Below are 24,994 nucleotides of genomic sequence, written 5' to 3' on the forward strand. Positions count from 1 at the left end.
AAGTTACTGCTGTTACTGCTGTTACTGCTGTTTGCTCAGATTTTGATCATAGGCGCTCCTTTTCAGATAGCTTTCGCTCTTATTTTTAAGACCTGAAATTACTTTACTTTGACCTTGAAGCTGACCGCGCCCTTGCCGCCTGCGGGTACCTGGGGGATGGTCCAGCGTACGTCGGTGTACTCATCCGGGGAGGCTACCTTCTTCTCGCTTTTTCCGGTGCCGGCTTTCACCTCGTAGGTCAGCAGTGTCGGCTTTTTGAAGGTTTTTCCCTTGTCGATGGAGAAGGTGAGCTCGCCGGTTTCGCTCGCGCTGCCGGGAATGTACTGGGTGCCCGCCGGTACCGGATCGCTGATCACCACGTTCTTGGCTGCTTCGGTCCCGGAGTTGACGTAGTTCAGGGTGTAGATGATCTCCTCACCCGGCTGCACCCCTTTTGCAGCTACCCGCTTTTTCACGGCTTTTCCCTTGGCAGTCACGCTCACCTCTTTTTCCGCCTTGATCGAGATGGTGACCTTGGGCTGTGCCCATGCCGCGAGCGGCAGCGCCGCCAGCATGAGGGTAAGGGTTGCTGTGGCTAAACTGATGTTTCTCTTCATTTTTTTCTCCTTGTTGCGCTGGTGTTGCGCGGTTGGTCTCTGCGTTAAAATTGTTTTGTTGACGGTATAAGTCTTGCTGATACAGGCACTTGTGGTGTTTCTAACATCGGATGCAAAAATGCCCGTCCTCATGTACATGGAGACGGGCATTATCCGCCGTGGTGAGAACGCGCTCGTCCTCACCCGGGCCTGACTCCAGATGCTCTTCGGTAGCTCGGCTGTCCCCTGTCAGGGACCCGTGGCTTTGCGTCGCCGGATTGCTCCGGGTTTGCCGTTATCGGAGTAGGTATGGACGGTCACGGTTTTAGTGCATAAGGCTCCTGTTTGGTGCTGCATGGCATAGTGATTTCGGGCCGTTGCCGGGCTGTTTCCGGTTGCGATTACAATGCCGCCAGCTTATTTCCTACAAAACGGCGCAACAATACCAAATTGCATGAAAAATATAAAGTTTTTTTTCCAATGAGAGGATTGTTGTGTGCTGCAACCTAGGTTGTCGTTCCCTTTTCGTGGTGAATGACGTGGAAGCGCTCCAGGCAAGGCGTCGGCGCGGGGTGCGGCGGACGGGAGAGGGGAGAGGGGAGAGGAGGCCCTGAAGGAAGGGCGACCGTAGGTGAGGGCGCGGAAGTGGGGGGGCGGACAGCCGGCGAGTCATAACGCCGGCTGCCCAGGATAGCGCGGTCTAGTTGGTGTTGCAGAGCACCTGGAGCGCGGAAATCTCGGCCGCGCTGAGAGTCACTCCCTCATGGCCCGGTTGCCCCGCCGAGTACTTCGCCGGCACCTCGCCCCCTTTCAGGGCGAGCTCGGGAGCTCCGGAGGCAGTGGCGTCGTAACTCCCCAGGGAGTGGCAGGAGGCGCATTGCGCCTGGTAGACCGGCTGTGCCGCCAGGGCGAGCGAGGCGGGGGCCGAAAGCACGGCGCCGCCGCTACCCACCACGAAATCGAATCCGGCGGCGATGGTGTAGGTAGGCTTGGCCGGGTCGTTGTCATCCTCGATGATGGCACTGTAGGAGCCGCTGATGCGGTCGCCGGAGTTACCCCCGTACCGGCTGAAGGTGATGGTCCCCCCGACGGTACGCAACAGGGTCGACGGGTGCCCGTTCAGAAAGTAGAGGCTGCCAGGGAAGGGTGCGCCGCCATTGCCGAGGGAGTAGGTCGTTTGGGTTGTGATGGAGGCCCCGGGTGCCACGTCGATCCGGGAAATTGTCTTGTAGTCCGGGTCATTGAGGCTCGTGGCTATGGCAACCCGGAAGACGATGCCGAGGTTGGAAACGCTCGAGGAGAGATAGGTAGCCCGCTCCAGGCCGTACTGGTCGCTGGTCACCGTGTAGGAGTTGGCAGCAGCCGGGTCGTTGCTGGTGTTGATGCCGGTCGGGTTGGTCCCTCCGCCACCGCCGCCGCAGCCGGCGATCAGGATAAGTGCAAGGCCGAGCGCCGCTCCTGCGATGCGGGAGGGACGGGAGCTTTGGCCGTTAGTGCTGTTCATGGATATCTCGCTTTTCATGGGAGCCCCCTTTTGCCTGGTTGCTACCGCTGTTACATGGAAGGTGCCAGAAATGGTTAATGTGAGAATCTGTCGTATGTGGTTCACTTATCGGCACTAATTCACGTCGACTGCAGGGATTTCGCAGGGGATTTTCAAAAAGTTGCTGTTCATTGTTTGCACACTTTCGCCGTGTGCTGTGCGTAACCTGAACGGCGGGGTGACACCGCGAAGGGAATGGTTCTTTCATGAACATCTCGGAGTGGCTGACGGCCGTCGTCGTCCATGCCGTAGGAGCGTAAGCGGGGGAAGAAAAACGTTGTCATCGCCTGGTGGAAGTGCTAAAAACTTTCTCTTCAGGTTATTTGCGGAGTGTGCATGGCCATCAGGGACTTACGGGACTTTCTCGCCGTGCTGGACGCCGCAGGTGAGCTGCATCGGGTGGATGCCGAGGTGGATTCCGAACTGGAAATCGCCTGCATCACCGACCGGCAGAGCAAGCTCCCCGGTGGCGGCAAGGCGCTTCTTTTCCAGAACGTCAAAGGAAGTCCCTACCCCGTGGCAACCAACCTCTTCGGCTCCCCTTCCCGCATGGCGCTTGCGCTCCAGGTCGAACACCTTTCCGTGTTGACGGGCAAGATGGAACAACTGCTCGCCGCACCCGATATCGCGCCGGTGCCGACCCTGGTGCGCCAGGCTCGCTGCCAGGAGGTGGTTGAGCGGCTTCCGGACCTGGGACGATACCCTTTCCTGAAGAGCTGGCCGGGTGACGGCGGGCGCTTCATCACGCTTCCCCTGGTATTCACCCGGGATCCCGAGACCGGCGCGAACAACTGCGGCATGTACCGGGTCCGGCTCTTCGACGACGGCTGCGTGGGGATACGCTGGAAGCCCGGCAGCGGCGGCTTCGCCCATCACGAAAAATACAGTGCGTCAGGATCGCCGATGCCGGTGGCCATCGCCGTCGGTGCCGCGCCCGCGTTGACGCTGGCAGCCATGCTTCCCTTGTCGGAACCGCTCGACGAGGTCTCCTTCGCGGGGTACCTGCACGGGGCTCCCATCGGGATGGTGCGTTGTCTGGAGTCCGACCTCCTGGTTCCGGCCCAAGCGGAGCTGGTCATCGAGGGGGTGGTCGAACCCGGCACCACCCGCCGCGAGGGTGCCTTCGGCAACTACACCGGGAGCTACGACCCCGGCGAGGAAGTGCCGCTGTTGCGGGTCACTTGCGTCACCCGCAGGAAAGATCCCATCTGCCAGGCGACCGTGGTTGGCCCTCCGCCGATGGAAGACTGCTACCTGGCCAAGTCGGCGGAGCGGCTGCTGCTCCCGCTGTTGCGCCGGCAATGCCCGGAGATCGCCGACCTGGTCATGCCGGTGGAGGGGATCTTTCACGGCTGTGCCATCATCTCCATCGACAAGAAGGAGCCGTTGCAGGGACGGCGGGTGCTGGAGCTGCTGCGCGGCGAGGGATGGCTGAAAAGGGGGAAGCTCCTGGTGGTCGTGGATCGCACCGAGGGAGAACTGACCCTGGCGCAGGGTTTTTGGCAGGCGTTGAACGCGGTCCGTTTCCCCGCCGACCTGGTGGTGACGCCGGACGGGTGCCTCGGAGTCGACGCGACCGTCAAGCTCCCGGAAGAAGGTGGGGAGCGGAAGCAATTGTTGCAACAGGATGTATCGGTTTGCGCCCAGGTTGAGCGGAGATGGCGGGAATACGGCTTTCTCTGAGCAAGGAGCGAGAAAGGAACTCATGAGCAGTCAGGCAGGAGTCGAGATGACGATGTACGCCAGGATCAGGGTATTCCTGGAGATGATAAAGTTCAGCCACACCATTTTCGCGCTTCCCTTCGCCTTCACCGGCGCGCTGTTGGCCGCCAGAGGGCTTCCCACGCTGGCGCAGGCGGGGTGGATAGTCCTGGCCATGGTGGGCGCGCGGACCGCGGCCATGGGGCTCAACCGGGTGATCGACGCCGATATCGATGGTCGCAATCCGCGCACCGCCGGGCGCGCCATCCCTGCCGGTCTGCTGGGACGGGGCTCGGTCATCGTTTTCATCGCCCTTTCGGTGTTGGTCATGCTGTTCGCGGCGAAGATGCTGAACCCGCTTTGTCTCTACCTGTCGCCGGTAGCGCTCGGCTTCATCCTCCTTTACTCCTACTGCAAGCGTTTCACCGCGTTGGCGCACGTGGTGCTCGGCATCTGCCTGGCCGGCGCACCGCTGGGCGCCTGGATCGCGATCCGCGGCAGCGCGGAATTACCGGCATTCCTGCTCGCCCTGGCCGTTCTCTTCTGGGTTGCCGGCTTCGACATCCTTTACGCCCTCCAGGACCTGGAGTTCGACCGGGAAAGCGGGTTGCACTCCATCCCGGCCAAGCTTGGCGTCACCGGTTCGCTCTGGACCTCGCGCATCTTCCACGTCCTTTCCTGCCTGTTCCTGCTGGCCCTCTACCTGCAACTCGGGCTGGGCACCTTCTTCCTGGCGGGCCTGGTCGCCACCTGCGGGATGCTTCTTTACGAGCACCACTTGCTGCGCGGTGGCAACCTCGATGCTCTCGACGCCGCCTTCTTCAACATGAACGGTTACATCAGCGTGACCCTCTTCTTCGCCACGCTGCTGGATACCCTGACAGCGGGGGCGATGTGAAACAACGCCATTTCGTCGTCGCCATAACCGGGGCCTCGGGCAGCATCTATGGACTCCGGGTGATCGAGGAGTTGCTGCGGTCGGGGGCACGTGTCAGCGTACTCGTCAGCGATGCCGGCTTCGCCGTGCTGCGCGAGGAGTGCGCCCTGGAGTGGGGTGGGGCGGCGCAGGTGGTGCAGGAGCAGTTGCGCCAGAGGGTGGGGAGCGGTGATCTTCGTTACTACGCTTGCGATGATCTTTTCGCCCCCATTGCCAGCGGGTCGTCGGCGCCCGACGCCATGCTGGTGGTCCCCTGTTCCATGGGAACCCTGTCCCGCATCAGTTGCGGCAATGCCGGAAACCTCTTGGAGCGGGCCGCCGACGTGATGCTCAAGGAGGCGCGCCCCCTGGTCCTGGTGCCGCGCGAGACGCCGTTGAACGCCATCCATCTGGAGCACATGTTGAAACTGTCCCGGCTGGGAGTGAGGATGGTGCCCGCCATGCCCGGCTTTTACCACCAGCCGCAGAGCATGGAGGACCTGGTGGACTTCGTGGTCGGCAAGGTGCTGGACAGCGTGCAGGTGGAGCACACCCTGTTCCGCCGCTGGGGCGGCGAGTAAAACCCGCCGGTCACCCCGTCCGACAGTCCGACCAGTCCGACAAGAAAGGAAAAAGCAGCAATGAGTTTTGCAACCATAGCCGAGAAAGTGCACAGCGGTGCCCGCATCGACGAGACCGAGGCGCTCCTGCTGTTCCGGCACCCGAACCTCCTGGAGCTGGGTGAACTGGCCCAGGCGGTGAACGAGCGGCGCAACGGCCGCAAGGTGTTTTTCAACGTCAACCGCCACATCAACCACACCAACATCTGCGTCAACCGCTGCCGTTTCTGCGCCTTCTTCCGCAGGCCCGGCGAGGACGGAGCCTACCTGATGTCGCTGGACGAGGTGCGCGCCCGCGCCGAGGAGGCACTCCAGCAAGGCGCCACGGAGATCCACGTGGTGGGCGGCCTGCACCCCGATCTCCCCTTCGAGTTCTACCTGGAACTGCTGGCGACCATCAAGTCGGTATCCCCGGAACTGCACGTGAAGGCCTTCACCGCGGTGGAGATCGCCTATCTTGCCGAGCTCGCCAAGCTTTCCATCCCGCAGACCCTCGAGAAGCTGAAGGATGCCGGGCTCGGCTCGCTGCCGGGCGGGGGTGCCGAGATCTTCGCCCCTGAGATCCGCAACCAGCTCTGCCCCGAGAAGATCAGCGGCACCGAGTGGCTCTCCATCATGGAACAGGTGCACGCGGCCGGGTTGAAGTCCAACGCCACCATGCTCTACGGTCACCTGGAGAGCGTCGAGGATCGGGTCGATCACATGCGCCAGTTGCGGGAGTTGCAGGACAGGACCGGCGGCTTCCAGGTCTTCATCCCGCTCGCCTTCCAGCCCGAGCATTCCCAGTTGAAGATTGGCGGCAGCGGCACCAGCGGCGTCGACGACCTGCGCACCTTGGCCGTCGGCCGCATCTACCTGGACAACTTCGCCAACGTGAAGGCGTACTGGGTGATGCTGGGCGAGAAGATCGCCCAGGTCTCGCTCTGTTTCGGCGTCAACGACCTGGACGGCACCGTGGTCGAGGAGCGCATCGGTCACGAGGCCGGCGCCGACACCCCGCAGGCCATGAGCCGCGACAGCATCGTCGCCATGATCCGGAAGGCGGGTCGCATCCCGGTCGAGCGTGACACCCTCTACCGCGAGCTCCGCGCGTATTAAATTCTGCCCGTCCACCGGGTCCACAAGGTCCACCGGGTCCACCGGGTCCACCACCCCGTTGCCCTTTAGCCAGAGAAACCAGCAGGTTCCACCAATGCTCAAAGCCATCACTGAAAAAGTCGCCGCCGGCGCTGAAGTAACCTTCGAAGAGGCGCTCTGGTGCCTGACCGAGGGGGACCTCCTCGCCGTCGGCCGCCTCGCCGACTCCGTCCGCCGCAGCATGCACCCCGACGGCTGCGTCAGCTTCGTCGTGGATCGCAACGTCAACTACACCAACGTCTGCGAGTCCCAGTGCAAGTTCTGCGCGTTCTACCGCAACCCCGAGGCGAACGACGCCTATCTCCTGGACAACGACACCATCATGGCCAAGATCCAGGAACTGGTGGACCAGGGGGGGACGCAGCTCCTGATGCAGGGCGGGCTGCACCCGTCGCTCGACATCACCTACTTCGAGACCTTGTTCCGGGAGATCAAGCGCCGCTTCCCCGGCGTCCAGAACCATTCCCTCTCTCCGGCCGAGATCACCCATACCGCGAAGCTCTCCGGGCTGTCCATTCCGGAAACCCTGCGGCGCCTGAAGGAGGCGGGGCTCGATTCCGTTCCCGGCGGCGGGGCGGAGATCCTGGTGGACAGCGTCCGCGCCGAGATCTCCCCGAAGAAGATCGGCTGGCAGGGGTGGGCGGAGGTCATGCGCGAGGCGGCCAAGCTCGGCATGCCGACCACGGCGACCATGATGTTCGGCAGCAAAGAGCGCATCGAGGACGTGGTCGAGCACCTGTTCCGGGTGCGCGACCTGCAGGCGCAAGGAGGGAGCTTCACCGCCTTCATCCCCTGGACCTACCAGCCGGGCAACACGGAGCTCGGCGGCGAGACCGCGAGCGGCGTGGAATACCTCAAGGTGCTGGCCCTGTCCCGCATCGTGCTCCGGAACATCCCCAACATTCAGGCGAGCTGGGTGACGCAAGGGGCGAAGATGGCCCAGGTCGCGCTCTTCTTCGGCGCGAACGACGTGGGGGGCACCATGCTGGAGGAAAACGTGGTGGCCGCGGCGGGATGCCGCTTCCGCATGTCGCAGCAGCAGATGATCGATCTCATTAAGGGTGCTGGCTTCGCGCCGGTCCGACGCACCACTCTCTACCGGGAACTGGAGCGGTATTAGAGCCTGGGGCTTTGACTTTCTCATTGAATTGCGGTTATAGTCACAGTTCCAATCCGCCAGCAAAGGAGTTGCCATGATTGCCCTGCGGCAAAACATCGCACAGATGGCAGGCTATGTCCCGGGCTTCCAGCCCGAAGATGTGGCCTCCTACATCAAGCTGAACACCAACGAGAACCCCTATCCGCCGTCCCCGCAGGTGATCGACGCCATCGCCAGGGAGGTCGGGGAGGGGCTGCGCCGCTATCCGGACGCCGCCAGTCGCCTAGCGCGCGAGGAGGCCGGCCGGTTGTACGGTTTCGACCCCTCCTGGATCATCATGGCCAACGGGTCGGACGAGGTGCTCAACAACCTGATCCGCGCCTTCGCCGGCGAGGGCGAAGAGATCGCCTACATCCACCCCTCGTACTCCTACTACGGCACGCTGGCCGAGGTGCAGGGGGCCAAGGTGCGCACCTTCGGCCTCACCGACTCTTTCGAGCCGGAGGGGATCCCGGAGCGCTACGACGGCAAGCTCCTCTTCCTCACCAACCCGAACGCGCCGCTTGGCTTCACCTTCAGCCAGAACTACATCGCGGACCTCGCCGGGCGTATTTCCGGGATGCTGGTGGTGGACGAGGCCTACGTGGACTTCGCCGAGGAGAATTCGCTGGAGCTGGTGCGCTCCCTCGACAACGTCGTGGTCACCCGCACCTTCTCCAAAAGCTATTCGCTCGCGGGCATGAGGCTCGGCCTCGCCATCGCGCGCCCCGAGGTGATCGCCGCTCTCAACAAGATCCGCGACCACTACAACCTGGATCGCCTGGCGCAGGCTGCCGCCACCGCCGCGCTCCACGACCAGGGCTACTTCCTTCAGTGTGTGGCCAAGATTAAGGAGACCCGTGCCTGGTTCACCGCCGAACTGGGAAAAATCGGCTACCATGTCATCCCCTCCAGCGGCAACTACGTCTTCGCGAGCCCGCCCGACCGTGACGGCGCCCGCGTCTACCAGGGGCTGTACGACCGCAAGATCCTGGTGCGCCACTTCACCGACCCCAAGCTGAGCCACGGCCTGCGCATCACCATCGGCACCAACGAGGAGATGCAGCGCACCATCCAGGCGCTGATCGAGATCGGCCCGGGGCGGTAATCCCGGCAGCGGCAATTTTTTCCGCGAATGCGGATCTGGACTTGTATAGAAAGTGAAAAAGCTGTAATCTTCCCGGCTGGCGCTGTGCCGTGACCGGAAGGGCGCAAAAACGCCAAATATCTCGCAAGCATATATAGATGCAGAAACGGACGGAACCATTTGCAGAACAAGAATAAGGCAACAAATCCCGCAGCGGCACATCTCGTCACCGACCAAAAGACCCTGGATGAACTCGTAGAGCGGCTCTCGAAGGAGTCGGTGCTCGCCTTCGACCTCGAGGCCGACTCGCTGCACCACTATACCGAGAAGGTTTGCCTGATCCAGGTCTCCTCCGCGTCGGAGGACCGACTGATCGATCCGCTGGCCCCGATCGACGTGCGTGCGCTGGCGCCGATCTTCGCCAACCCGGCCATCAAGAAGATCTTCCACGGCGCGGACTACGACATGCGCTCGCTGCACCGCGACTTCGGCATCGAGGTGGTCAACCTCTTCGACACCATGATCGCCAGCCAGTTCCTTGGCGAGAGCGAGTTCGGCCTGGCAGCCCTTTTGAAGAAGCGTTTCGGCGTCGAGCTGGACAAGCGCTACCAGAAGGCCGATTGGAGCAAGCGTCCCTTCTCTCAGGAGATGCTGGAGTACGCCATGAAGGACACCTCGCTCCTGATCGAGCTGTACCGTCAGCTCGAGGCGGAGCTGGTGGCCAAGGGGCGCCTGGCCTGGGTGGAGGAGGAGTCCGAGCTGGTGGCGGGCGTGAGATCGCCGTCGCGCGAGGGTGAGCTCATGTGCCTGCGCTTCAAGGGGGCCAACAAGATGAAGCCGCGTGAGCTGGCCGTCCTCGAGGAACTGCTCAAGTTCCGGGACGAGAAGGCCCGCCTCGCCGACGTTCCCCCTTTCCGGATCCTCAGTAACGACCTGTTGCGCGAGCTGGCCGAGAAGCAGCCCAGGAGCAACTTCGAACTGGTCGGCATCCACACCATGTCGTCCAAGCTGATCGAGCGGCTCGGGCGCGGGCTGCTGCAGGCGGTCGCCAACGGCCTGGCCGTGCCGCAGGACAAGCTGCCGCAGGTGCAGCAAAACCGCCGTCCGGTGCTGGACCGGCTCCAGGACGAGAAGGTGAAACGGCTCAAGATCTGGCGCGAGGCGAAGTCGGCCCAGCTCGGCCTGGGGGTGGGTCTGGTGGCCAACAACACGCTCCTGGAGGCGCTCGCCGAGCCGGGCTCCTCGCAGGATGCCCTCTTGAAGCGCTGGCAGCGCGAGGCGTTCGGCGACGAGCTGGCCTCGTTGATCTCCTGATAGGCAAAGATAGCGGCATGACGGGCGGGTTCCTTATGAGGAGCCCGCCTTTTTTCGTCCTATGAGCATGGCGCCGTGGGCATTTCCATTAGAATGCCTTGTGCAGGCCGCCCCCTGTTGTATAACATGATGCTGTGGATGAAACGGGTGGGGGCGCGCCATGATCCTGTACATAGGCACCAGCGGTTTTTCCTACACCGAGTGGAAAGGGAGTTTCTACCCGCAGGACCTGCCGTCCCGGGAGATGCTGCACTACTACGGTGGGCAGTTCAACAGCGTTGAAATCAACAACACCTTCCACCGCATGCCCAAGGACTCGATGCTGGCGGGGTGGCGCGACGAGGTGCCGGAGACCTTCAGGTTCGTGCTCAAGGCGCCGCAGCGCATTACCCACGTGAACCGGCTGCGCGACGTCGCCGACCAGGTGTCCTACCTCTTCGATGTAGCCGGGGTGTTGGGGAGGCGCCTGGGCGCCGTGCTGTTCCAGCTTCCCCCCAGTCTCAAGAAGGACCTGCCCCTGTTGCACGATCTGTTGGCGTTGATACCGCCGGGGCGCCGGGTGGCCCTGCAGTTTCGCCACCGCTCCTGGCTCGATGACGAGGTGTTCGCGCTCTTGCACAGAAACGACGCCGCGCTCTGCATCGCGGACATCGAGGAAGAACTGGAGATCCCGGCGGTGGCGACGGCAACCTGGGGGTACCTCAGGCTTAGGCGTCCGGAGTACCAGGTGGAGGAGTTGAGGAAGTGGGCGGAGCTTGTGCGCGGCAGGGGATGGAGCGAAGCCTTCGTCTTCTTCAAGCACGAGGACGAGGCGAAGGGCCCGCTCTTCGCGCGGCGCTTCGTGGAGCTTATTTCGGGGGAGAGGGACAACGGGAGGGGGCTCTGAACGCGGCCCCGTAGCCCAGGTTGGTGGAGCGGGTGTACAACTGGCGAAAAATCACTAATTTGTATTGAGGATAAAAGGAGGCACCATGAGCATCTGGAGCATAGCCAAGATAGCGGCGACGAGGATACCGTGGGGGCGGGTGATGGAGAACCTCCCCATGGTGGCGGACATGGCCAGCCGGGCCAAGGGGCGCTTTATGGGGCCCGGCTCCCCCGGAGGAATGGAGGCCAGGTTGCACCATCTGGAAGAGGAGAACCGGAAACTGGAGCGGGCGCTCCTGGAGACCTCGGGGCACCTGCAACTCACCATCAAGACGCTCAAGGTGGTGCTGGCCCGCGAGAAGATGCTCATGGCGGTGGCGGGGGTGTCGCTGCTGGTGTCGATAGTGGCGCTGGTGATCGCGCTCAGGTAAGGGACTGGCTCCGCCAGGTGCCTGTTCCCTTAAAGATCTGTCACCCCAAGTCTCCCCAGTGAAACTGCAGAATCGAGACCAGCGCCAGTCCCGCGGTCTCGGTGCGCAGGATCCGCTTTCCCAGTGTCACCGGGGTGAAGCCGCAGGCAAGGGCTGCGGCCACCTCCTCCGCGCTCAGCCCACCCTCCGGGCCGACCACCACGGCCACACTCTCCGGCCCCTGGTACCGTTCCAGGCACTCCCGCAGCGTGGTCTTTTCTTCCCCTTCCCACAAAAGCAGCTTCACCGTCTGCCCCGCATCCCGGAGCACTTCCTTCAAGCTTCCGCCGATGGCCACCCGGGGCGCGGAGCTTCGCCCGCACTGGCGGGCGGCCTCCTGCACGATCTTCTCGAAACGGGCCAGCTTCCCCGCCGTCTTCTCGCCGCGCAGTTTCACGATCGAGCGCGCGGCATCGAAGGTGACCACCTCGGTTATGCCGAGTTCGGTGCACTTTTGCAGGATCAGGTCGAGCTTGTCCCCCTTGGGAAGCCCCTGGTACAGGGTGATGCGCAGTCCCGGCTCCCGTTCGGGCGCGGCGGAGGTGGCCTCGATGCGGACGGTGAGGCTCTTCGCGCCCACTTCGGCAACCACGCCGCTGTGGCGCCTGCCGTCGGCATCCACCAGCTCGACCTCGGCCCCCTCTTTCAGCCGCAACACGCGCGCCATGTGCCGGTACAGCTCGCCGGTGACGGTCGCTGCCCCGTCGCTGACCGGGTTGTCGCCCAGGAAGAAGCTGCGCATGGTTAGAAGGGTTTTCTCAGGGTGAGGCAGGACCACTCGAGCTCACGCGGGTTTTCCACCAGTTCCAGTGCGGGGAAACCGGCGCGGACGAACTCCTCTTTCTCGGTGAGGATGCCGGAGAGGATCAGCCAGCCGCCGGGCGCCACCCGCGAGGTGAGCTGGTCGGAGAGGCGCACCAGCTCCTCGGCGAGGATATTGGCCACCACGACGGCATAGCCGCCGGGAAGCTGGGACAGGTCGGTGGTGGAGGCCTTGACCACGGTGTCGACGCCGTTCAGTTCCAGGTTTTCCTGCGTTACCCGGACCGCTTCCGGGTCGATGTCCACGGCGGTGACCTCGGTGGCGCCCAAAAGGGCGGCGGCGATGCTCAAGACGCCGGAGCCGGTGCCGACGTCGAGGACCGGGTTGGGGAGCTTGCCACCTTCGGCGGCGAAGGCGATCCGCTCCAGGGACTCCAGGCACATCTTGGTGGTAGGATGGGCGCCGGTGCCGAAGGCCATGCCGGGGTCGATCTGGATGACCAGGTCACCCTCGACCCGCTGGTACTCCTCCCAGGTCGGTTTGATCACCAGCCGGTTGCCGATGCGCACCGGCTTGAAGTGCACCTTCCAGTTGTTGGCCCAGTCCTCGTTCTTGATGATGCTGACCACCGGCGGGGTGTAGACGAAGCCCGGGAAGTCCGGCCCGTGCTGGGCCAGAAAATGCTCCACCTTGATGCGCATGTCCTCCAGGGAGTCATCCAGGGGGAGGTATCCCTTCACCGTCTTGATGCTGGTGTCTTCCAGGGTGTCCAGGGAAAAGGTATCCAGGTGCAGGTTATCGACGCCGACGCCGTTGCCGGTCAGTTCGACTAAAAAGTCAGCTAATGTGTCGACCATCTCGGCCGGGACGTCACAGGCGATTTCCGCCCAGTCTGTAATCATAATGAGTTTGCTTCTCCTTTTGGTTTCCGAATTGCCGCATTAAACTACCAGAGAAATAAAGGAAATGGCAATGAAAACCTTGACATCCAAAAAAACTAGGGCGTAATTATAATTAAAATTTTTCGGAGATATGCCGATAAGAATTTCCAGAAGGTTTTCCCATTAAATTTTAGTTTTGCCTAAAATGAAAAAACATGGTATATATCTAATGAGTTTGGCGGGAGAGCCGATAAGGTCTTGGCAGAGCGGCAGTTTTCAGGTGACTACGGATGTACCACGTTTACTTACTTTCTGATGCGACGGGCGAGACCGTCGAGCGGGTGGCGCGAGCCGCGTTGACCCAGTTCAAGGACGTGGACGTTCGCCTGCGCCGGGTCGGGCAGATCAGGAACCGTGACGACATCCTGAAGGCCCTGGACGAGGTAGACCGCTTACCCGGCATTATCTTCTATACGCTGGTGAACACGGAACTGGCGCAGTTCGTCAGGAACGAGTGCGAGGCGAGACAGTTGGAGGCGGTGGACCTGATCACGCCCCTTCTCTTCAAGCTGGCCGAGTTCCTGGAGATGAGGCCGCAGAAGCTTCCCGGCCTGCAGTACGAGATGAACTCCGAGTATTACCGCCGCATGGAGGCGGTTGATTTTACGGTGAAGCAGGACGATGGCCAGGAGCCGCGCAACCTGCACAAGGCGGACATCGTCCTGATCGGCGTGTCCCGCTCGTCCAAGACTCCGCTCTCCATGTACCTCGCCCACAAGGGGTACAAGGTGGCGAACGTGCCCATCATCCAGGGAATCGATCCTCCCCCCGAACTGGAGGAGGTGGAGCCGGAACGGGTGGTAGGCCTCATTATCGACACGCAGCGACTGGTCGATATCCGTTGCGCGCGGCTCAGGAACCTGAGGCAAAGCCCGCGCGGCAGCTACGCCGACTATAGGCAGGTCGAGGAAGAACTCGCCTACTGCCGGCGCTTTTACCGAGCCCACCCCGCCTGGCTGGTTATCGACGTAACCAACAAATCGGTTGAGGAGTCTGCCGCCGAGATCTTGAGCAGACTTCATGGTGATATCAGGCACGATTAGAGGTCGACATAATTTAAAAGAGAGGAAATCAACATGAGAATCTTGGTGGTTGAAGACGAAAAAAAGGTTGCCAGCTTCATCAAGCGCGGGCTCGAGGAGGAGCAGTACGAAGTCCACACGGCCGCGGACGGTGAAGAGGGGCTTAAGCTTGCGCTGGAGAAGCCGTTCGATCTGATCGTGCTCGACTGGATGCTCCCGAAAAAAGACGGACTTTCCGTGCTGAAGGAACTGAGGGAGCGCAAGAATGTCACCCCGATCCTGATGCTCACCGCGAAGGACTCCGTAGAAGATATCGTGGCTGGTCTGGACTCCGGTTCCGACGACTACCTGACCAAGCCGTTCGCCTTCGCCGAGCTGTTGGCCCGCGTCCGTGCGCTGATGAGAAGGAGCGAGCTCGACCGCGGCGCCGAGATCCGCTTCGCCGACCTGCGTCTTGACCCGGTAACCCACAAGGTATGGCGCAAGGACAAGGAGATCGATCTCACCGCGAAAGAGTACGGTCTGCTCGAGTACTTCATGCGCAACCCGCACCAGGTGCTCACCAGGACCATGATCGCCGAGCACGTCTGGGATTACACCTTCGACAGCTTCACCAACATCATCGACGTCTACGTGAACTACCTGCGCAAGAAGATCGATCGTGAAGCCGACAAGAAGCTGATCCACACCGTGAGGGGCGTGGGCTACATCCTCAAAGAAGAAGAGTAGCACTCCGCCGCATCCCGCAGTCCGACAAACGGACCTCTCCTGGCCGCAGCGGCCGGGGAGAGGTCCGTTTTTTGTTTACGGGAGTCGTCTTTGGGCGAGGCTTGACAAACAACCGGGTCAGTATTAGCTTTACCGTACTCAAATCCCAGGAGGTAGCCATGCAGGCAGCGATCGTCGCAAGATTTCTGGTGTTTAGCTTATTTCTCTCCTCGATTTTCTCCACCGTCGCGGGCGCCACGACGCTCACCCCCGACTTCGCGAAGCTGGCCAAGAAGCTGAAACCGGCGGTCGTCAACATCAGTACCTCCAAGACCATCGCCATGCAGAAGCGGCAGCATCCGGGCGGCGATCCGTTCCAGGAGTACTTCGAGAAGTTCTTCGAGTCACCGCGCCAGCAGCATCCCTACAAGCAGCAAAGCATGGGGTCTGGTTTCATCATCAGCGATGACGGCTACATCATCACCAACAACCACGTGGTGAAGGACGCCGACGACATCAAGGTGAAGCTCTCCGACGGCCGCGAGTACAAGGGAGAGATCAAGGGGCGCGACGACAAGCTCGACCTCGCCCTGGTCAAGATCGACACCAAGGCGCACCTGCCGGTGGCCCCCTTGGGCGACAGCGACAAGATGGAAGTCGGTGACTGGGTCATGGCCATCGGCAATCCCTTCGGCCTGAGCCAGACGGTCACCGCCGGCATCATCAGCGCCCAGGGGCGTGTCATTGGCAGCGGCCCGTACGACGACTTCATCCAGACCGACGCCTCCATCAACCCGGGCAACTCCGGCGGCCCGCTCTTCAACACCGACGGCGAGGTCATCGGCATCAACACGGCCATCGTGTCGGGCGGACAGGGGATCGGCTTCGCCATCCCGATCAACATGGCCAAGGAAATCCTGCCCCAGCTCAAGGAGAAGGGAAAGGTGACCCGCGGCTGGCTCGGCGTCTCGGTGCAGATGGTGACCCAGGACCTGGCGAAGTCCTTCGGGATGGAAAACGAGCAGGGCGCCCTGGTGGCCGAGGTGATGAAGGACAGCCCCGCCGAGAAGGCAGGCGTCAAGGGGGGGGACATCATCCTCGAGTATGACGGGCACACCATCAAGGACATGGCCGAGTTGCCGCGGCGCGTGGCCGCAACCCCGGTGGGCAAGAAGGTGAAGCTCGTAGTGCTGCGCGATGGCAAGCAGGTGCCGCTGCAGGTGACCGTCGAGAAGCTGAAGGACGGGGCGGAGGAAGAGGATGCCGCCGTGACCGGCGACCGGCTCGGGCTGAAGGTCGCCGACTTGACCCCTGAACGCGCCCAGCAGATGCGGATGCAGGGGGAAAAAGGTGTCGTGGTGACCGACGTGCAGGCCGACAGCGTCGCTGAGCGTGCGGGGATCGTCGAGGGCGACCTGATCAGGGAAATCAACGGGGTCCGCATCACCGGCGTCAAGGACTACAGCAAGGTGATCGCCAGCGTGAAGAAGGGGGGCTACCTGAAGATGCTGCTCAGAAGGGGCGACACTTCCCTCTTCGCCGCCATCAGGCTCGACTAGGACGAAGCTGCATCATGCCAACGATAAAGGGGGACCCGGTTGCCGGGTCCCCCTTTTTGCGTCGTGGCTCCCATCCCCTCTCCCCTCACCCCCGCCCCTCTCCCGGAGGGCGAGGGGAGCCTTGAAGGAGCCTTCAAGGAGCCTTACCTCCCTGCGAAGGCCTCGGCCACCTCACGGCGCAGTTCGTCCTCCGCGCCCAGGTGCCGGGGGGAGAAGTGGAACGGGATGACCCGCGCCGCACCCGCCTCGCGCGCGAGATCACCCGCCTGGCGCGCGGTGAGGTGGGCGCGTTCCCGGGCGCGCTCGGCATCGACGTCGAGGAACACCGCCTCGATGAAAAAATAGTCGGCGTCCCGCGCCAGTTCCACGATTCGGCGGCGGTTGTCGGGAGTGAACGCGGTGTCGGTGACGTAGGCGATCTTCTCGCCCGGCACCACCTGCAGCACCTTTTCCTTCAACTGCCCAATGGTGAAGCTCCGCCCTTCATCTGCGCCGGGATGCGCCGCCGTAACCACCGTGTCATCCGGCTCGCCGCGCAGGACGGCGCGCTTCACTTCCGACAGCCAAGGCCCGACCGGGAGTCCCAGCTCGGCCAGGTGATTCTTCATGAAGTTCACGTGGAGCTTTTCCTCGAAGGCGTAGGCGAGGCAGGGGATGCTGTGCTCCAGAAAGGCGACGCGCAGGCGCAGGTTTTCCTCCTCGTGGACCACGCCGTCCTGAAAGCGGAACCGTTCTTCCGCTTCGCGGGCGAAGACCCGGCGGGAACTGAACCGGGCGCGCACCCCGCTGCCGTCGGGGTGGAGCTCGGTGACGGTGATGACGAACTCGGTGGGATAGCTCTGGATCAGGTTCCAGCTGTAGGAGGCGAGCCGGTGTTCGACCTGGCCCAGGATTCCGGGAGGGCCGAACAGGCGCAGCGCCATGTCGCGCCCGAGCATGATGCGCAGCATGAGGTCGAAGCCGATGAAGTGGTCGATGTGGGTGTGGGAGATGCAGACGTCGCTCAGACGCAGGATCTTGCGGGGACCGAGGCGGTGGATCTCCCCTAGGTCGAAGAGGAGGGCACGCCTGGCAAACTGGAAGTCGACGTAAACCCCGGGGTCTCCAAAGGGAGGGTTCACCAGGGTGGGGAGGAAATGGGGAGTCATCCGTGTCTCCGGAACCGTGGATGCTGGAGTGGCGAGCCACCCATTGCTATATATCCCCAGCGACCGGAGCGCAAGACGAAAAAAAGGGGACCGTTGCCGGATCCCCTAATTTCGTAATGCAGCTCTCTCCGCCCTGTCGTTTGGTTGGGGGGCCTCACAGCGAGTTCCCATTCAGGTGGGCTCCTGTAGACCGCTTTAGGCAATTCCCGCGCAATGGGGCAGCACACCACGATCGAAACAGGCTCCCGTACAATAAATTATTCCGCAGGGGCGTTAATAACCTCACGGGCACGGCAGAGAGAGCGTGTAGTGGCTGTATTGTAGATCCGTGCTTATGAGAAATCAACCTTGTTTTCTTTAATGACAACGCGGCTCATACAGTCCCCAAAACTGTTGCAATTTTGCCGGGTTGACGTACAATGCGCCAAACCGAAACCCTTTAATAAGTGGGAGGCAAGATGCGTCTTAAGGATGAACAGATCGCGCGCCTGGCGGAAAAAGTGCTGGGGGACCTGGAGCGCGCTCAACTGGTGCAGCAAAAACAGGGGCGCGGCGCCGTGCTGGCGGGGATCAAGGCCGCCATCGCCAAGGATATCAAGCAGGAGGAAGACCTGGAGCGCGACGCCGAGGCGCTCTTGGAGCAGACGCTCAAGGCCGTCGGAGGCCAGGGGATCGACCGGCACAAGATGCTCAAGATGATCAAGGACAAACTGGCCAAGGAGAGGAAGATCGTTCTGTGATTGACCGGCCCGCCGGCCAAGCCATGCAAGGAGAGACCATGCACATCTCGGAAGACCGCATTTCCCACATAGCCCACAAGATCTACGACAAGCTCTACAACGACGACCTGGCCGATTTCCCGGACGAACGGCGCGCCCTGGACTCCATCAAGGACTCCATCTCCGGGTTCTTCTCCATCATGGAACAGGTGGACCAGGCCGTGCGCGCGAAGCTCGCCTCCTACAGCCAGGCCAAGGTCCCGGGGAGCCGCGAATGGGAGATCCTGTACCAGAAGTTTTACGCCGAGGAACTGGCAAAAAAGAAGTGGTAGCAAGGGGATAGCTGCAGGAAAATTATTTTGCAGACCGCCCTTGATTTTTAGGGTCATGCTGTTTATATTTAGCAGGCAATTAGCACTCGGCAGTTTTGAGTGCTAATATTTTTTTCAATATCAAGAGATCGGTGCATCTCAAGGAAAGGAGAGGAAAGCATGAATCTTAGACCGCTGCAGGACCGTATCATCGTGAAGAGGGTTGAGGAAGCTACCATGACCGCCGGTGGGCTGTACATCCCGGAAACCGCCAAGGAAAAGCCGCAGCAGGGCGAAGTCGTGGCAGTGGGCAACGGGAAGAGGGGCGAGGACGGCAAGGTATACCCGATCGATCTCAAGGTGGGCGACAAGGTGCTGTTCGGCAAGTATGCAGGGAGCGAAGTGAAGCTTGAGGGCGAGGATTTCCTGATCATGCGCGAAGACGACATCCTCGGCGTCATCGAGAAGTAATCCCGGCAGCCAACCCTTCACGACTACTATCATTTAAGGAGGAGATTAGATATGGCAGCAAAGATCATCAAGTTCGACCAGGAGGCACGTAACTGCATCCTTAAAGGTGTCAACACCCTGGCAGACGCAGTCAAAGTGACCCTGGGCCCCAAAGGGCGCAACGTCGTCATCGAGAAATCCTACGGCGCGCCGCTGATCACCAAGGACGGCGTCACCGTCGCCAAGGAAATCGAGCTGGAAGACAAGTTCGAGAACATGGGCGCACAGCTGGTGAAGGAAGTCGCTTCCAAGACCTCCGACGTCGCCGGTGACGGCACCACCACCGCTACCGTGCTCGCCCAGGCCATCTACCGCCAGGGCGCCAAGCTGGTCGCGGCCGGCCACAACCCGATGGAGATCAAGCGCGGTTTGGACCAGGCCGTCGAGGCGCTGGTCGCCGAGCTGAAGAACATCTCCAAGCCGATCAAGGACCACAAGGAAATCGCGCAGGTCGGTACCATCTCCGCCAACAACGACAAGACCATCGGCGACATCATCGCCCAGGCCATGGAGAAGGTCGGCAAGGAAGGGGTCATCACCGTCGAGGAAGCCAAGGCGATGGAGACCACCCTTGAGACCGTCGAGGGTATGCAGTTCGACCGCGGCTACCTCTCCCCGTACTTCGTGACCGATCCGGAGCGCATGGAAGCGGCCATGGACAATGTCGCCATCCTGATCCACGACAAGAAGATCTCCAACATGAAGGACCTCCTCCCGGTGCTCGAGCAGACCGCCAAATCCGGCCGTCCGCTGCTGATCATCGCCGAGGACATCGAGGGCGAGGCCCTGGCCACCCTGGTGGTCAACAAGCTGCGCGGCGTGCTCAACGTCTGCGCCGTCAAGGCCCCGGGCTTTGGCGACCGCCGCAAGGCCATGCTGGAAGACATCGCCATCCTGACCGGCGGCAAGGTGATCTCCGAGGAAGTCGGCTTCAGGCTCGAGAACACCACCATCGACATGCTGGGTAACGCCAAGAAGATCACCGTCGACAAGGACAACACCACCATCATCGACGGCTTCGGCGCCGAGGCCGACATCCAGGGCCGCGTCAAGATGATCCGTGCCCAGATCGAAGAGACCACCTCCGACTACGACCGCGAGAAGCTCCAGGAGCGCCTGGCGAAACTGGTAGGCGGCGTCGCCGTGATCAAGGTCGGTGCGGCCACCGAGATCGAGATGAAAGAGAAGAAGGCACGCGTCGAGGACGCGCTCCACGCGACCCGCGCCGCGGTTGACGAGGGCATCGTCCCTGGCGGCGGCGTGGCTTACCTGCGCGCCATGAAGGTGCTGGAGAACCTCCAGCTCGCACCGGAGCAGCAGTTCGGCGTCAACGTCATCAAGCGCGCCCTCGAGGAGCCGATCCGTCAGATCGCCCAGAACGCGGGTGTGGACGGCTCCATCGTCGTGGACAAGGTGAAGAACGGCCAGGAGGCCTTCGGCTACAACGCGGCCGACGACGTCTATGTCGACATGATCCAGGCCGGCATCATCGACCCGACCAAGGTCTCCAGGAGCGCGCTGCAGAACGCCGCTTCCGTGGCCGGTCTCATGATGACCACCGAGGCCATGATCGCCGACAAGCCGAGGGAAGAGGCAGCAATGCCGGCAATGCCGGGCGGCATGGGCGGCATGGGTGGCATGGGCGGCATGATGTAAGCCTGCGGCACCAAGTAGCAACGAAAGGGAGTCGGCCTCGAGCCGGCTCCCTTTTTTTACGCCTCAGTTTTATTAAAGAGCGCAGCTCCGGCGCCGGGAAATGGGGCTCTCTTTACATAACTTAAAGGAAAGCGTATGCTTACGCCGGTGTGGATGATGCTGAGGGCTCATGAAGCAAGAGAGCTAGGGCGGTCGTGGTAATGAAAACCACCCGTGCAGGCGAGGGAGCATGATGGAGCAGGTTGTTGAGCATCCGGAGGTCGGCAAGGAAGAGCTTGCTTCGGTGACGCAGATCATTCTTGGCATGATCAAGACGTCGAAGGCGCTCAGGATCTATCTCCCCAACAACCCCGTGCTGATCGGCTTTATCGCGGACCTCGGCACCAGGATGGCGGTGCACCTCGGGCGTTACGGCGAGCTGACCCTCGACGTGGAACAGTTCGCGCTGCGCTACCAAGGGGCGCTGGTCTACGAGAACAAGGACCCCAAGGAGAGCATGGCGAGCCGGCTCCATGTCGACGGCATCAGGACCCTCTTCTTCGACCAGGGTGTGGAGCCGGCGGAAATCGTGGCGTTTCTGGGGGTGGTTGGATTCGAACGCCCCGGCGGCGATGACGACGTGGTGACCCAGCTTTGGGAGCGCAACCTCCAGCACATAGGCTACCTTACCGAAGACGACTTCAGCGATCCCTACCTCATGGCGGAAACCGAGAGCTCGCACCAGCAGCGCGATGCCCTGGAGAGGATCCGGCAGGCGCTCGTCGAGCAGCCTCCCCCGGCGCCGCGGGTGATTCCGAAGCACCTGCTCATGCTCACCGCCGAGGAGGAGGCGTGGCTGCGCAAGGCGCTCGACCTGGAAGGGCGCTGCAACGGGCTCGATGACGTGATCGGGATCCTCGCCGCCATCCTGGGGGAGGTCCAGCAGCCGGAGCTTTTCGCCGACTTCACCGCCATACTGGGGAGCCTGACCGTCAACCTCGTCGTCGCCGGCGACATCGCCCACGCGCTCAAGCTGGCGCGCTTTCTCGACCGCCTGCAAAAGCTGCCGACGACGGCACCGGAACAGCGGCGCCAGTTGGCAGCGGCGCTGGCCGCGATCCTCTCCGACTCCACCGTGGAGGTGCTCAAGGTGGCCCTGGACAGCGCCGAGACGAGTATCGACTACGTGCAGTTGAAGGAGCTGCTGCTGGTTTTGGGCATCCCTTCCCTGCGGGCGATCTGCGAGCTGCTCGGGCGGGTGGAGAAGCTCAAGGTGCGCAAGCTGATCGTGGAGGTCCTGGTGGACCTGGGGCATGGGGATCCCTCGGTGTTCGAGCCGTTTTTGAGCGACCCGCGCTGGTACCTGGTGCGCAACGTGGTGCTGATCCTTTCCCTGATAGGCACGCCGGCGGCGCTCAAGATGATCCTCGGGCTCATCTCGCACCGGGAGCCGCGCATCAGGCGCGAGGTGCTCGGGTTCCTGGAGCGGACCGCCGACCCGAAGGCGAAGACCTACCTCCTGAAGTACCTGAGGGACGAAACGAGCGCGCTGCGCATCAAGGCCCTGCAGGTACTGACCCGGGAGAGGCTTCCCTTCGCGCTCAAGCCCATCGTGGCGCTTGCCGGCGCCGACGATTTCCAGGAGCGCCCGCTCGACGAGAAGAAAGAGATCTTCCTGGCCCTCGGGGAGCTGGGGCAGGAGAGCGTGCTGCCGATGTTGCGCGAGCAGCTCCTGAAACGTTACTGGTTTCAGAAAGGGAGCGAGAAGGAATCCGTGCAGCTTGCCGTCCTGGGGCTGGGGCGGATCCGCAGCCGGGCGGCCCTGCAGCTCCTGGAAGAGGTCCGCGCCCAGAAGAAGGGGGGGGAGATCCGGTCCATCTTGGACCAGGCCATCGCCTCCCACGCGGCGCGGCAAAGAACCCCGGCTGGACGGGGTGAGGTCGGGTCATGACGCTCGGGATGGATCGGCAACCTGCGGGAGACGAACTGGCGCGGCTGGGCAAGACCCTGGTGTCGCATTTCTTCGTCCTGCTCAAGAGTGCGGCCAACTACGGTGCCGGCCACGCGGCCATCGTGCAGCGGGTCGGCAACCTGCTCGAGGTGGTGCGGGCCATCACCGGCAAGGACGACGACGCCTCCCTCATCCTCAAGGGGGGGCATCTCTACCTGGGAGACCTCAGGCTCAGGCCCGACATCGCCACCTTCGAAGGTCCGCGCTACATCATGGAACTGATGCGGCGCCATCACCTGGGGAGGATCACCTTCGGTCCGGGCGTTACCAGCGCCGACCTGCAACGTTTCGTCTACCTGTTGCAAGAGCCGCAAGAGGATGAGGCGGACTCGTTCCAGCGGTTGCTGGACGCGGTGCAGCAGCGGGGCATCGGCGACCTCGAGCTCGATCTGCTGCGCGAGGACGAGGTGCTGACCATAACGCCACAGCTAAGGCGGATCAGGTCCGCGGGGGACAAGGTGCGGCCGCTGTACCGCAAGCTCCTTACCACCATGGACGAGGTCGCGGCCGAGGTCGCCTCCGGCCGCAGGCTGCGCCTTCGCGAATCGAAGCGCGTGGTGCAGCAGATCGTCGACCTTCTCTACAGCCACGAAGCGGACCTCTTGGGGCTCAGCACCATGCGTTCCCACGACAGCTCCTCGCAGCACCACGCCGCCAACGTCTGCATCCTGTCGCTTCTGGTGGGAAAGCGGCTGGACATGAACAAGTTCCACCTCTGCGAGTTGGGGCTGGCGGCCCTGTTCCACGACATCGGCAACTGCGACGTGCCGGCGGAGATCCTGGACAAGCCGGGCGAGCTCTCGGTCGAGGAGCGGGAGCTAATGGAGCGGCACCCGCTGTACGGGGTCAGAAAGGTGATGAAGCTGAAGGGGCTCGACGATCTCACGGCGCGCATCATCACCGGCATTTTCGAGCATCACCTGATGGCCGACTTCTCCGGATACCCGCGCCTTGGGTACCGGAAGCTGGGCCTTCTGGGGCGGATCATCAGCATCGCCGACAGCTACGACGGTCTGACCTCCTCGCGGGTCAGCGGCCGGACCGCCTACCCGCCCCACAAGGCCCTCCGGGTCATGCTGTCCCAGAGCGGCAAGTCATACGACCAGGCGCTCTTGAAGGTTTTCGTCAGTTGCGTCGGAATCCATCCGGTGGGGTCGTTGCTGCTTCTGGATGACAAGGACATCGCGGTGGTGGTGGGGAACAGCGAGGACCCGGCCCAGTGGGACAACCCGCTGGTGCGCATCATCGCCGACCGGCAGGGGCGCGAAACGGAGGGGGGAGAGGTGATCGCCCTCGGCTCACCCGGCTCCCCCCAGACCATTACCGCGGTTTTGGATCCGTACCTTTACGACCTCGATGTTAGCCGGTACTTCTAGTAGTGAACTACCGTCAGCCTCGGCTCGTTGGCGACCGTTGCCTCGTCAATCTCGACGAGACCGGGAACGGTTGTAAGCAAATCGTTGTCCTGCAGAATCCTCACCTGGAAGTCGGGCAGCCTGCGGAACTGTGCCTCGGCCATCAGCGCGGTCACATCGATGTTCACCTCGCGGTTGACATCGGCCGATGAGATCGGCGGCGATACGAACGTGGTTTTCAGCGGAAGCAGGATGTTCTGGTCAAAGTCGTTTCCAACCAGCGGGGGATCGAACGACACCAGTTCGATGCGAAGCGGTATGGTCGCCGTCGGCGGGGACACGGTGACGCTGCGGATGACGATGCTGAGGGTCGCCGAACTGATGAGATCGTTGGTGGGAATCCTGGTCAACGGGAAGCTCAGGAAAGCGCGGTAGACGTCGTCGTTGACCGGGTCCACCCCCGCCAACACGCCCGGCAACGCATCCCTGGTCACCAGCGAAACCGTTCGCACTCCTGCCACGTCTAGAATGTCCCCGTCCACAGCCGGGTCGCTGGCGATCGCTGTCTGAATGAGGGGACGGTCGCTGCTGCCGCATCCTGCCAGAGCCACCAGCACTGCCGCCAGTACCAGCCACAAAATTCTCTTCTTCATGTATGCCTCCTTTTCTCCATCCCAATGAAAAGCTGTCCTGAGTGGAACCAGCAAATGGTAACAGAGGATAGGCAAATTTAAAGTCGAGCGCAACCTTCAACTGACCCTCCCATTTTTTCAATCACCACCAGAATACCTCTTCCCTTGGTTGCAGAAAAAAAAGCTGTGGGTACAATTCATTTGCGAATTTTCTAATGTATTCGCAGCAGTAACCAGCTTAACGGCTCCCAACCAGAGGCACGCCACGCCGGGACCGCCCGCGGGCCCTTCCCCGTAAAGACTTTGCAAAAG

At 62.2% G+C, this 24,994-nt stretch carries 24 protein-coding genes, 1 other RNA gene and 1 riboswitch; of the genes, 18 read left to right on the forward strand and 7 right to left on the reverse strand.

The window, feature by feature from the left end; genetic code table 11:
- Positions 1–98: 98 nt before the first annotated feature.
- On the reverse strand, positions 99–596 hold the full coding sequence (locus tag KOL99_RS03910; protein ID WP_216509163.1) for a DUF11 domain-containing protein: 498 nt from the start codon (positions 594–596) through the stop codon (positions 99–101).
- A 205-nt stretch (positions 597–801) separates the two neighbouring features.
- Positions 802–879, reverse strand: a riboswitch (cyclic di-GMP riboswitch).
- Positions 880–1,275: 396 nt separating this feature from the next.
- Positions 1,276–2,097 (reverse strand): hypothetical protein, encoded by an 822-nt coding sequence (locus KOL99_RS03915; RefSeq protein WP_216509164.1) that lies wholly within the window; start codon positions 2,095–2,097, stop codon positions 1,276–1,278.
- 357 nt (positions 2,098–2,454) lie between these two features.
- On the opposite strand from KOL99_RS03915, the gene KOL99_RS03920 reads away from it, so the two are divergent.
- The 9 genes from KOL99_RS03920 (at position 2,455) to KOL99_RS03960 (ending at position 11,329) form a co-directional block, all read left to right on the forward strand.
- On the forward strand, positions 2,455–3,801 hold the full coding sequence (locus KOL99_RS03920) for a UbiD family decarboxylase (RefSeq protein ID WP_216509165.1): 1,347 nt from the start codon (positions 2,455–2,457) through the stop codon (positions 3,799–3,801).
- A 22-nt stretch (positions 3,802–3,823) separates the two neighbouring features.
- Entirely contained in the window at positions 3,824–4,717 is an 894-nt protein-coding gene (locus KOL99_RS03925; protein WP_236025755.1) for a 4-hydroxybenzoate octaprenyltransferase, read from the forward strand.
- A complete protein-coding gene (locus tag KOL99_RS03930; protein WP_216509166.1) occupies positions 4,714–5,316 on the forward strand; it encodes a UbiX family flavin prenyltransferase in 603 nt (200 codons plus the stop codon). Before KOL99_RS03925 ends, KOL99_RS03930 begins: the two co-directional genes overlap by 4 nt.
- Positions 5,317–5,376: 60 nt before the next feature.
- Positions 5,377–6,453, forward strand: a complete 1,077-nt coding sequence (mqnE, locus tag KOL99_RS03935) for an aminofutalosine synthase MqnE (RefSeq protein ID WP_216509167.1) — start codon at positions 5,377–5,379, stop codon at positions 6,451–6,453.
- Between the two features lie 94 nt (positions 6,454–6,547).
- The gene (gene mqnC, locus KOL99_RS03940; RefSeq protein WP_216509168.1) at positions 6,548–7,612 is read left to right on the forward strand and encodes a cyclic dehypoxanthinyl futalosine synthase; all 1,065 of its coding nucleotides are present in this window, start codon (positions 6,548–6,550) and stop codon (positions 7,610–7,612) included.
- Between the two features lie 73 nt (positions 7,613–7,685).
- On the forward strand, positions 7,686–8,738 hold the full coding sequence (gene hisC, locus KOL99_RS03945) for a histidinol-phosphate transaminase (protein ID WP_216509169.1): 1,053 nt from the start codon (positions 7,686–7,688) through the stop codon (positions 8,736–8,738).
- Positions 8,739–8,897: 159 nt separating this feature from the next.
- Complete coding sequence (locus tag KOL99_RS03950) at positions 8,898–10,031, forward strand: ribonuclease D (protein WP_216509170.1); 1,134 nt, start codon at positions 8,898–8,900, stop codon at positions 10,029–10,031.
- Positions 10,032–10,191: 160 nt separating this feature from the next.
- On the forward strand, positions 10,192–10,917 hold the full coding sequence (locus KOL99_RS03955) for a DUF72 domain-containing protein (protein ID WP_216509171.1): 726 nt from the start codon (positions 10,192–10,194) through the stop codon (positions 10,915–10,917).
- An 85-nt stretch (positions 10,918–11,002) separates the two neighbouring features.
- Entirely contained in the window at positions 11,003–11,329 is a 327-nt protein-coding gene (locus KOL99_RS03960) for a hypothetical protein (protein WP_216509172.1), read from the forward strand.
- A 40-nt stretch (positions 11,330–11,369) separates the two neighbouring features.
- Here the strand turns inward: KOL99_RS03960 and KOL99_RS03965 are convergent, their stop codons facing one another.
- Both KOL99_RS03965 and prmA read right to left on the reverse strand, forming a co-directional pair.
- The gene (locus KOL99_RS03965; protein WP_216509173.1) at positions 11,370–12,110 is read right to left on the reverse strand and encodes a 16S rRNA (uracil(1498)-N(3))-methyltransferase; all 741 of its coding nucleotides are present in this window, start codon (positions 12,108–12,110) and stop codon (positions 11,370–11,372) included.
- Between the two features lie 2 nt (positions 12,111–12,112).
- Entirely contained in the window at positions 12,113–13,033 is a 921-nt protein-coding gene (gene prmA, locus KOL99_RS03970; RefSeq protein WP_216509174.1) for a 50S ribosomal protein L11 methyltransferase, read from the reverse strand.
- 269 nt (positions 13,034–13,302) lie between these two features.
- Between prmA and KOL99_RS03975 the strand changes: the two genes are divergently transcribed.
- The 3 genes from KOL99_RS03975 to KOL99_RS03985 all read left to right on the forward strand — a co-directional run bounded on the left by KOL99_RS03975 (position 13,303) and on the right by KOL99_RS03985 (position 16,361).
- A complete protein-coding gene (locus KOL99_RS03975; protein WP_216509175.1) occupies positions 13,303–14,115 on the forward strand; it encodes a pyruvate, water dikinase regulatory protein in 813 nt (270 codons plus the stop codon).
- 33 nt (positions 14,116–14,148) lie between these two features.
- Entirely contained in the window at positions 14,149–14,823 is a 675-nt protein-coding gene (locus tag KOL99_RS03980; RefSeq protein WP_183344735.1) for a response regulator transcription factor, read from the forward strand.
- Between the two features lie 158 nt (positions 14,824–14,981).
- Positions 14,982–16,361 (forward strand): DegQ family serine endoprotease, encoded by a 1,380-nt coding sequence (locus KOL99_RS03985; protein WP_216509176.1) that lies wholly within the window; start codon positions 14,982–14,984, stop codon positions 16,359–16,361.
- Positions 16,362–16,504: 143 nt separating this feature from the next.
- Here the strand turns inward: KOL99_RS03985 and KOL99_RS03990 are convergent, their stop codons facing one another.
- Positions 16,505–17,509 carry a ribonuclease Z gene (locus KOL99_RS03990; RefSeq protein ID WP_216509177.1) on the reverse strand — a complete coding sequence of 335 codons (1,005 nt, stop codon included), beginning with the start codon at positions 17,507–17,509 and terminating at the stop codon, positions 16,505–16,507.
- Positions 17,510–17,630: 121 nt separating this feature from the next.
- Positions 17,631–17,812, reverse strand: a non-coding RNA gene (gene ssrS, locus KOL99_RS03995) — 6S RNA.
- A gap of 155 nt (positions 17,813–17,967) precedes the next feature.
- Here ssrS and KOL99_RS21755 point away from each other — a divergent pair.
- The 6 genes from KOL99_RS21755 (at position 17,968) to KOL99_RS04025 (ending at position 24,071) form a co-directional block, all read left to right on the forward strand.
- Entirely contained in the window at positions 17,968–18,249 is a 282-nt protein-coding gene (locus KOL99_RS21755) for a DUF507 family protein (protein ID WP_216509178.1), read from the forward strand.
- A gap of 38 nt (positions 18,250–18,287) precedes the next feature.
- The gene (locus KOL99_RS21760) at positions 18,288–18,560 is read left to right on the forward strand and encodes a DUF507 family protein (protein WP_216509179.1); all 273 of its coding nucleotides are present in this window, start codon (positions 18,288–18,290) and stop codon (positions 18,558–18,560) included.
- Positions 18,561–18,719: 159 nt separating this feature from the next.
- A complete protein-coding gene (groES, locus tag KOL99_RS04010; protein WP_216509180.1) occupies positions 18,720–19,010 on the forward strand; it encodes a co-chaperone GroES in 291 nt (96 codons plus the stop codon).
- A 51-nt stretch (positions 19,011–19,061) separates the two neighbouring features.
- Complete coding sequence (gene groL / locus KOL99_RS04015; RefSeq protein WP_216509181.1) at positions 19,062–20,705, forward strand: chaperonin GroEL; 1,644 nt, start codon at positions 19,062–19,064, stop codon at positions 20,703–20,705.
- Positions 20,706–20,937: 232 nt separating this feature from the next.
- Positions 20,938–22,635 (forward strand): HEAT repeat domain-containing protein, encoded by a 1,698-nt coding sequence (locus tag KOL99_RS04020; protein WP_236025756.1) that lies wholly within the window; start codon positions 20,938–20,940, stop codon positions 22,633–22,635.
- Positions 22,632–24,071, forward strand: a complete 1,440-nt coding sequence (locus KOL99_RS04025; protein WP_216509183.1) for an HD-GYP domain-containing protein — start codon at positions 22,632–22,634, stop codon at positions 24,069–24,071. Before KOL99_RS04020 ends, KOL99_RS04025 begins: the two co-directional genes overlap by 4 nt.
- On the opposite strand, the gene KOL99_RS04030 is transcribed toward KOL99_RS04025, so the two are convergent.
- The gene (locus tag KOL99_RS04030) at positions 24,068–24,703 is read right to left on the reverse strand and encodes a hypothetical protein (RefSeq protein ID WP_216509184.1); all 636 of its coding nucleotides are present in this window, start codon (positions 24,701–24,703) and stop codon (positions 24,068–24,070) included. The genes KOL99_RS04025 and KOL99_RS04030 overlap by 4 nt on opposite strands.
- Between the last annotated feature and the right edge of the window lie 291 nt (positions 24,704–24,994).

The organism is Geomonas azotofigens (assembly GCF_018919395.1).
In the GTDB taxonomy this organism is placed as follows: domain Bacteria; phylum Desulfobacterota; class Desulfuromonadia; order Geobacterales; family Geobacteraceae; genus Geomonas; species Geomonas azotofigens.